This window comes from Jeotgalibacillus sp. S-D1 (assembly GCF_004358665.1).
Taxonomy (GTDB): domain Bacteria; phylum Bacillota; class Bacilli; order Bacillales; family Jeotgalibacillaceae; genus Jeotgalibacillus.
In genome coordinates this window covers 1-9000 of sequence record NZ_SMZR01000017.1, presented here as the reverse complement: position 1 = coordinate 9000, position 9000 = coordinate 1, and the positions used below count along the sequence as shown (strand labels likewise).

The window sequence follows — 9000 nt, the reverse complement described above, 5'->3', positions numbered from 1 at the left end:
TGTTGATTGAGGGCCTTCACTTGGTGTTCTTTAACAATGATAAGACTGTATTTCGACAGTTAGTTAGCTTTTTAACCCCTAAACCTATGAAAATCGGGTGGGGATGATTTTTTTGTCGTGTGCAGAGGTATAAGATATAATAGATCTCTTGCATAAGTCATTGCTAGCCTTTGATACTCCGTTAACGAAGGTCAATAAAACGGTACTTTTGCAAGAGGTCTAATATGTTACTATCTACTAAATTTTTCAGATAGAGCTAATAGATAAGGTATGCCTCTGCCTTACTAATAACAACCTAAGATCGAGGATTTACAGTTGGAGCCTACAGGCGTAAAAAGTTAAAAATACTAAATGACGCAGGAACGCATGTTGTTCTTAAAGTGTCTATTGCTCCTCTGAATTTTATTGAGTATACCTATGGCGAATCAATCAGGTGCCTTCACTGGTTCGGTCCCCTAGTGAGGACTTGAATCTAAGGCTATAGGCTAATAGTATCAACGTTTTAACTGGTTGAAACAGTCACAGTGTACTTATCATACATATTCTAATCATGATCGGTGCGCTATACAGGCATCGAACTATCAGCCGTATGCCTAACAGCTATAGAGTTTTTCATTACTATAAACATTATTAATAACTTTGGCCTGCTACTATGGTTTTATAATCAACCTAAATGATTTCATTCATGTAAAACTCGGCGCATTAATCAGGCTGGTGCTTTAGGATAAAATATCCTTAGTTCATTTTTATTTCCTTTCATACATTTTTCTATAAAACATAACAGCTCCACCTCGTTATTTGTAAACGTATTAAACTGTTCAAAAGAAATTGCATAATACTCTTCATATTCGACGTATCTCTTCGTCATCGGACTCACTAGAAAAGAAAGATAATACTTTCTTGTGGTCATTTCTTTTCCAAGAGTGTATCTAAATTTTCTACTTATTTTCATAGGTTCAAAATTATAAGTCATGCCCCCCCCCATATCATAGTATTTGTCTTGTACTATATACAGCTTTTCTTTAAGCGTTGAAGCTTTAACTTTTGGTTCAAAATGTCGTCAAATTATCCAGCGATATTCCTTAACACTAGATAAGTTATTAGGGTATACCCTAGCGGAACCACCTAAAAACGCCTTATAAAATATTAATAGACCACCTAAAATAGACCGTTATAATAAAACCACTTATAACAGACTATTTTAGGTGTTTGCGTTTATTAAACCCTCAAACTGTCACTTCACGAAGTACTATCCTCCCATATCTGCAACAAATCACATCCCCCTCAAGTAAAGGGGTATCCTGAAAATATACACTCTAAGTCAAACGTGTAATAATGTTCAATGATTGAACGCTCAAAAAAAGCAATTTAGCAGGGAGTGACACTTGAAATTAACAGTTACGGACGCGGCTAAACAGTGGGGTATTACTAGGAATACCATTTATAACAACATCAATAATGGTAAGCTTTCTAGAGATTCTAACAAGATGATTGATACTGCTGAAATGTTTAGAGCATTTGGAGAGCCTAAGCAAACTAAACGTGTAGATTCAGTCAGTGGTATACAGGGTTTGTCGTCAAGCATGACACCTGGAAACATGGCTGAATTACAGCATCAATTAGAGCTAGAACAGTTAAACAACAAGCACTTAGAAGAGTCGCTGCAAAAACAAGAATTAGTCAACAAGGATTACCGACAACAAATTACGCATTATCAACGCCAGATTGAGCTATTAAATGACAATTTGAGCAAAGCTAATATGAGTATACAAGAGCTTGTACAAAGCAGATTGATTGGTATGGATCCTCATAAACCAACAGAAGATTCAGAACAGTTAGGCAGTACAGACGAGTGTGTAACTATAACTGAACCAACCCATCCCACTCAGGAAGCAAACACTACAGAAACAGTAATTCAAAATAGAAAAAAGTGGCGCTGGTGGTAACTATTTAACCTATTTGGTACCTTGCCGCGTAACTTAGTTTATGCCGAATAACATCCAAGAGAGAGAGTATGAGACCTTTCAAAATAGCCAAAAAAACTAAAACATATATTTCGTTAGCTTTAGTGCTCTTATGCAATCCATTAATGGCAACAACAGCAGACCTTAGCCAAATAACCCGTCTAGCTAATCAAGGGGATGTCATTTCTCAAACTAACCTTGCAGAAATGTACTATGAAGGCAAAGTTGTTCCTCAAGATTATAAAAAAGCACTTGAGTGGACTCAAAAAGCTGCTAACCAAGGAAGTGCAAGAGCTCAAACTGCTCTTGGTTACATGTACTATGAAGGCAAAGTTGTTCCTCAAGATTATAAAAAAGCACTTGAGTGGTATCAAAAAGCTGCCAATCAAGGAAATGCAAGAGCTCAAATGGAGCTTGGGTCGATATATGAAGATGGTCGTGGCGTCCGTCAGGATCACCAGAAAGCTTTTGAGTGGTATCAAAAAGCTGCCAATCAAGGGGAAGCTGATGCTCAAGTGAGAGTTGGGTTTATGTATGCCGAAGGGAAAGGTGTGCGTCAGGATTACCAGAAAACTATGGAGTGGTTCATGAAAGCGGCTAATCAAGGGGATGCTACTGCTAACCACAACCTTGGAGTTATTTATTACAAAGGAAAAGGTGTTGCTCAGGATTATAAGAAAGCACTTGAATGGTTCACGAAAGCGGCTAATCAAGGGGATGCTCAATCTCAGTTCAACCTTGGGGTTATGTATGTCGAAGGCCAAGGCGTACCTCAAGATTATAAGAAAGGACTTGAATGGTTCACGAAAGCAGCTAATCAAGGAGATGCTCAATCTCAGTTCAACCTTGGATTAATGCACAATAAAGGTGAAGGTGTTGCTCAGGATTATAAGAAAGCACTTGAATGGTATACAAAAGCAGCTAATCAAGGAGATGCTCAATCTCAGTTCAACCTTGGGTTGATGTATGAGGATGATCATGGCGTCCATCAGGATTATAAGAAAGCACTTGAATGGTATCAAAAAGCCGCTAACCAAGGATATGCAAGAGCTCAAGAAAATCTTGGGTTTATGTATGAAGATGGTCGTGGCGTTCGTCAGGATTATAAAAAAGCTTTTGAATGGTATCAAAAAGCCGCTAACCAAGGAGAGTCTACTGCTCAAATGAGGATTGGGTTTATGTATGCAAATGGTCGTGGCGTCCATCAGAATGATAAAAAGGCTATTGAATGGATCACCAAAGCGGCTAACCAAGGATATGCTGATGCTCAAAACCTTCTAGGAATAATGTACAAAAACGGTGACGGTGTATCTCAAGATTATAAAAAAGCAAAAGAGTGGTATGGAAAGGCATGTGATAATGGATTGCAAGAAGGTTGTAATGCTTATAAAGAACTTAATCAAAGTGGTTTTTAACAATAGATATTAAGGTGGTGAAATACTATTGTTCACATAAGAGATGTTACGTTAAATGACTCTCGTTCATTATGTTTTAAGGCTCAGTTAATAGAAAAAGCCCCTTGCTAGGGGCTTTTTTGGTATTAATCTACTTACTTCGTCTAAGTTGATCTGTTTCATCTAAAAATGCTTTTACAACATCGCCAATGATTTCTTCTTCTACAGAATAGTTACCAATTAATTTTAGTCTAAATCCATTCTTATGTTTTCGTAAGAAATTTTCATCAACATCGACAGCTATTGCTTCTTTTAAGGAGCAACCCAATATGCTGTTAGGTGTACATTCAACATCATGGCTAATTTGTATGACATTATGTGACTTGGTATCAGTATCTTTAGCTAAGCGAATAAAATTAAAAGTGCGTTCTTCCGTAGAGTTGGGTGACTTCGTGAAAGATGTAAGATCTATATAAACTTGAATAAAGTCATACTTCTTTTTAGATGAGTCATAGTACCCACGTATCAGGTAGTTATCAAAATAATCGGTCTTAACTATAGTTTTTCCCTCAAACTCATCATATTTAGATTTAGCTTCAATTTCAGACGGTTCTAAAACACCGCCAAGAAAATCAAAATAGTTTTTAACGGTTATAGGCTTGTTGTCATTACGGTCAAATTTGTATTTAAAACTATCTAAATCCATACCACTCGCATCAAAATAAAATTTCTCACAGTTGGAGGTGGTAACTTCAACATTAAAATATGCATCAGTGTAGTAAGCGTGACCATCTACTACTATGTCTTTGAATCTAAAGTCGCTAAGAAAAGTTCTATAGCTTTCACTAGCTCGAGTAACAGCTAGCGTATCAGTGACTTTGAATGGGTTTTTTATTAATGGTAAATAATCCTCTAAAGCACCCTGACTTATCCATTCTTTATCAGGAAACGCCTTAAAATCGTTTTTAACGTACTTCGCATACCTATCTTTAACTTTGTATTCTATGCCTTCAATAGAAGAGTAATCACAAACATTTGCGATAGCCGTAGAGCTGACACTACCTAAAAGAAAAAGCGACAAGACAATTTTTTTCACAAAGAAATTCTCAAATAATTTGTTAGGTATTATGGATTTTACAAAATAAATTATGTCTGATGCTTAATAGAAAGTACAGCTTTGAATTTAAAAGCCAATTAGCTATTTTAAAAGAAATTATCGACTTATATGGAGATAGGATGTTGAGTAGGCTATAAATATATTAGTATTAATTGATTTATACATGGTATATACTTGGTGCATATATTTATGGAGTGCTAATTATGCCTGAGCCAAAAATAAAAATGTTCACTGCTAAAGTTGATGAAGACCTACTAAAAGCATTTAAACACGCTTGTCAGAACCAAGATACAACAGCGTCACAGGCTGTCAGAGCCTTTATGCGTGAGTACGTACGTAAGCATGGCCAGGCTGACTTATTTAAATAGGATAATATTCTATTTAAGCCTTGAAATATAAAGGTTTGCAGAGAGTGTAACAAAAGAGTAAACTAGCTAAAAAGACGAAACCCCCATAGCGTCAACTATGAGGGTTTCTAGAATACTAATCTGTGGTAGCAGATATAGTGGTTCCATTGCAAGATCCATTATATCACGCTATCACGTTAACACAATAGCGTAGAATGTAATGGAATGTCTCAAACAAGTCTCGCCAAGAGAATGGCAGGAAGTACCTCAATTACGTCAGTTTTATGACGACCTCGCCAATAAGCCTTATTGCACCAACGAGAAAGGCTCTATTTTCGTTCGTAGCAAAAAACAAGCGATTAAACACCGATTTATCCAGCCCAATCACCCTTGTGTGATTAAGTGGTTAGTATTTGATATTGACCATCCAGATGCCTTATTTACCTTTATAGATACAGGCCTACCCAAACCCCAGGTTATCATCAAAAACCCCAAAAATGGCCACGCTCATTATGCGTTTAGGCTAACCACACCTGTAGGTATTGGAGGTAACTCAAGCATTAGAGCCGAAAGCTACCTTAAAGCTGTTAGGGATGCCCTATGTGAAGCATTAGGAGCAGATACCAGCTATTCAGGCAACCTAATCAAAAATCCTTGTTACATAAAAGACAATGCACCCACCCCAAAAAAGACTCACTGGCTTAACAACAATGAGGACGAAGGCGATCGTGACGAGCATGAGACGTATCTAACAGGGGCTAAACCCTCTTATACGCTTGCAGAGCTTGCAGATTATCTGGATTTAGAGCCACTCTACCCTCAGACGAAGCAAGAGCCTGCAAATGATTCAGGTTATGGCCGTAACTGCTCGTTATTTGAGGAGTTACGACACTTAGCCTATCAGTGTAAAACTAAAAGTTTTAATGCAATAGTCAGATATCTCAAACCAATAGCAGAAAAGATGAACCAGAGATTTGATGTACCACTTAATCCAAATGAGGTTAAGCACATCATTCGTAGTATCGCTAGGTATTGTGCCAGAATGGACTTCACAGCATCACATAAGGCGTTCTCTAAGCTTCAAGCTACTAGAGGTGCTAAAGGTGGCCGAGCTAAAGGTAGGAGTTATGATGAGAAACGACAGCAAGCTAAAGAGTTATACGAACAAGGCTTAAACAAGAGTGAAATAGCACGGAGGCTAGATGTATCAAGGCGTTCAGTCATCAATTGGCTGAGCAACCTAGGGTGTGAAAATAGCCATAATCAGATAATAGCCGCTTTGGGTGCTGGTTTGCAATTTGAGATGCCTCGGTCACTGGTTCGGGCTATTAAATCGTCTTCCCATCCTTTAGCGGCTCCCTTTAGTGTAGCCTCTTCACTTCCTTCTGTTGTTATTGTGCGGAATTTTACTCGCTTGGCTGTGAATTCTGTTTTCCGGCCACCGCCTTAGGAAGTAAAGGGCTGGGTGGCCAAAGTGCTGTTAAGTTGCAACCTTACTCATACCTGTGGCCATTTGTCATTACTGCTATATTAAAAGATGAATATTTCAATAACGCATCTTTATTACTCTCTAACCAGTTACTAATATCTTTATTGGTTAGGGAATACTCATATCCTTTAGGCTTAGCGTACTTTAATAATTTTTGCTTACTAATAGTCCTGCCTAAGAACTGGGCAATTTTCTGTGCTCTATAAGAATTTAATTGTCCTTTTAGTTCTTGATGATCTTTAATATCCCACTCAGTGAAACCATCATAATCACCACCTGTACCCTCTTCTAATTCATCTAATAAAGAGACCATAGCACGCGTTACTTTTGAGCGAAGGTCATTAACCCTACTCATATTCTCAGATCTTTTACTCATAATAATCGCCTTATATCCTTAGGTATACACAGTTATTTTAGCATAGGTATAGACATCAATAAATATAGGTACAGACATTAGGCTATAATTAGGTATAGACAGTGATGTATTATTAGGTACAAACATATCACACCATGATAGGTACAGACAATTATAAGCTGTTTATTAAGCCAGCAGTCACAAAAGGGGGCTATTTTATGCTACGCTAAAAAATATCCTATCCCTCTTGTGTGCTGGTTGGGGAGACCCCAAACCCCCTTCACTCTTTTAAGGTGCGTCTTATTATGTCTGAGAATAGTCCTATTAATTTAGATAAGAGAGCCAAACGTAATCGTGAGATATCTATTCGAGTGAACGACTATGAGCTTTTAGAACTTAAAAAAAGAAATAGAGGAAGTACAGTTGCAAGTTGGCTAAGAGATCTTGCTTTAGGGGTGACACCTGTAAAGCCAGTTGATCCAGAGTTAGTGCGTCAGCTGGGCCGTATAGGCAGTAACTTGAATCAGTTAACTCGTCATGTGAATACAGAAAGACAGGTAGATGCTCAAGTATTGCATGAGATCAAAGCGATACGTGAGCAGATACACCTGTTAATCGAGTCAAGTATAGAGGCCTCAAAAAAGTCAGCGAGGGAGAATCATGATCGTTAAATTTTCAAAGCATGGTAAGGGCAAAGCCAGCGGTGTTTTAAACTACCTTCTTAAAGAGAAAGGATCTGATGGTATCCTAGTACCTCGAAAGCACGCAAAAGTGCTCTACGGCGATCCTGTGCTTACTGAGCACCTAATTGATACTACGGTGCATAAGTCCAAGTACAAGTCTGGCTACTTATCGTTTAGTGAGCGTGCCGATGAGATAAGCGAAGATGACAAAAAGCGCATTATGAAGGAGTTTGAAAAGGTTATATTTTGTGGGTTAGAGCCAGATCAATATGACATTCTATGGGTTGAACATGCAGACAAGGATATTGATGACAGTAATCCAGTTGGGCGTTTGGAGTTAAACTTTGTCATACCTTGCCAAGAGCTGCGTACAGGTAAGTCTTTCCAGCCGTACTATGAGCCTGCGGATCAAAGACGGGTGAATGCATGGAAGAATATAGTTAATGCAGAGGTTAAGACCATACATGGAAAGCCCTTGAGTGATCCTAACGACCCTAAAAGACAACGTTTGGTTAATCCCTATAATAGTCATGCACCAAGGCCAAGCCCTTTTAATATCAATAGTTATTCAAAAAAGCAAAGTGATGAAGATGATGAAATAATTCAACATCCCTCAAGCCGTCGTGATTTAGAGGAGGCGCTTAAACGGCGGTTATTGCTTGAGTCCCAAAGAGGGGTAGTCACCAATCGTCAATCGCTTTTAACCACGTTAAGGCGTTGGGGGCTTAACGTCAATCGGAGTAATAGCGAAACCAGTGTGTCAGTAAAACACGACGACTTGAAGGATAAAAATGGCAGGGTTATGAGTGTGAGACTTACAGGTGGTATGTTTGCTAAAAACTATAAGGGGATTGAGTTTGAGCCATATATCCAACAGATTAACAGTAATAACTACTACAGTGAGCCTAATAAAATTCATCGCAGCCAACTAGATAAGATGAATTTAGAGGAAGGAATTAAAATTAAAGCCCAATATCATCAGGAGCGATATAAGGAAGCTACTTTGCCCGAACCTTTGGTAATACAAAAAGTGAAGATTGCTAACAGTGTTGAGGAAGCGCTAGATCCTAAGGGAACAGAGCCAACAAAGAGATATATACCTTCTTTTAGACGTTAGTGATAGGCTGAGGTTTTCCCAAACTTTGAGACTTTCCAAAACTTTGTGTAACTGCTTATACATGTTAACAAATAGCAGTTACACAGAATTCGGGATGGGCTCTCTGGGGGTGGAGATCTCAAGCTCGCCTGTGTCGCTACGGACGGTCTTTTTAGTATGACCGTTGCGCTTGTTTGGCTTGTCTGCTTTCTCATGCTTGGGGTAGCCGAGATGCTCTTCCATTTCTGCTTCTAGGGCAGTGTCGATGAAGGACTGCATGAGCTGCTTTTGAAAGTCTTTGATGTCATCGAAGCTATTCATGCTACCAGCCATTTGCTCAGCCAGTTTCTTGATGTCAGATTGAGTAGTCATTGCTTATTCTCCTGTTAGTGGATTATAAGCAGTTACACAGAGTTTGGGAAAGGCTCAAATACAGTCTTATCATTGTTAAAGAACACCAAGTGAAGGCCCTCAATCAACACATCCAGGCCAAGCGCAAACAAACTGGCTTGAGGTCGAGCGTTTGACTTTAACTTGCGCTTTAACGGCTTATCT

At 38.6% G+C, this 9000-nt stretch carries 9 protein-coding genes; 6 read left to right on the top strand and 3 right to left on the bottom strand.

Annotated elements, in window-relative coordinates; genetic code table 11:
- The first annotated feature begins 1385 nt into the window (after positions 1-1385).
- Positions 1386-1946 (top strand): plasmid replication DNA-binding protein, encoded by a 561-nt coding sequence (locus E2R51_RS20375; protein ID WP_133378708.1) that lies wholly within the window; start codon positions 1386-1388, stop codon positions 1944-1946.
- A gap of 68 nt (positions 1947-2014) precedes the next feature.
- Positions 2015-3379, top strand: a complete 1365-nt coding sequence (locus tag E2R51_RS20370) for an SEL1-like repeat protein (RefSeq protein ID WP_133378707.1) — start codon at positions 2015-2017, stop codon at positions 3377-3379.
- A 130-nt stretch (positions 3380-3509) separates the two neighbouring features.
- Here the strand turns inward: E2R51_RS20370 and E2R51_RS20365 are convergent, their stop codons facing one another.
- Positions 3510-4454, bottom strand: coding sequence for a hypothetical protein (locus E2R51_RS20365; RefSeq protein ID WP_133378706.1), 945 nt, complete (start codon positions 4452-4454; stop codon positions 3510-3512).
- Positions 4455-4678: 224 nt separating this feature from the next.
- On the opposite strand from E2R51_RS20365, the gene E2R51_RS20360 reads away from it, so the two are divergent.
- Both E2R51_RS20360 and E2R51_RS20355 read left to right on the top strand, forming a co-directional pair.
- The gene (locus E2R51_RS20360; RefSeq protein ID WP_165967283.1) at positions 4679-4843 is read left to right on the top strand and encodes a hypothetical protein; all 165 of its coding nucleotides are present in this window, start codon (positions 4679-4681) and stop codon (positions 4841-4843) included.
- A 199-nt stretch (positions 4844-5042) separates the two neighbouring features.
- On the top strand, positions 5043-6272 hold the full coding sequence (locus tag E2R51_RS20355; RefSeq protein WP_133378705.1) for a replication initiation protein: 1230 nt from the start codon (positions 5043-5045) through the stop codon (positions 6270-6272).
- 43 nt (positions 6273-6315) lie between these two features.
- Here the strand turns inward: E2R51_RS20355 and E2R51_RS20350 are convergent, their stop codons facing one another.
- Positions 6316-6687: a hypothetical protein gene (locus E2R51_RS20350; protein ID WP_110817407.1), complete on the bottom strand. Its 372-nt coding sequence runs from the start codon at positions 6685-6687 to the stop codon at positions 6316-6318.
- 284 nt (positions 6688-6971) lie between these two features.
- Between E2R51_RS20350 and E2R51_RS20345 the strand changes: the two genes are divergently transcribed.
- Together E2R51_RS20345 and E2R51_RS20340 are read left to right on the top strand one after the other, a co-directional pair.
- The gene (locus tag E2R51_RS20345; RefSeq protein ID WP_133378704.1) at positions 6972-7337 is read left to right on the top strand and encodes a plasmid mobilization protein; all 366 of its coding nucleotides are present in this window, start codon (positions 6972-6974) and stop codon (positions 7335-7337) included.
- Positions 7327-8466: a relaxase family protein gene (locus E2R51_RS20340; RefSeq protein ID WP_133378703.1), complete on the top strand. Its 1140-nt coding sequence runs from the start codon at positions 7327-7329 to the stop codon at positions 8464-8466. The genes E2R51_RS20345 and E2R51_RS20340 overlap by 11 nt, the downstream gene beginning before the upstream one ends.
- Positions 8467-8544: 78 nt before the next feature.
- On the opposite strand, the gene E2R51_RS20335 is transcribed toward E2R51_RS20340, so the two are convergent.
- Positions 8545-8817: a transposase gene (locus tag E2R51_RS20335; RefSeq protein ID WP_133378702.1), complete on the bottom strand. Its 273-nt coding sequence runs from the start codon at positions 8815-8817 to the stop codon at positions 8545-8547.
- Positions 8818-9000: the final 183 nt, after the last annotated feature.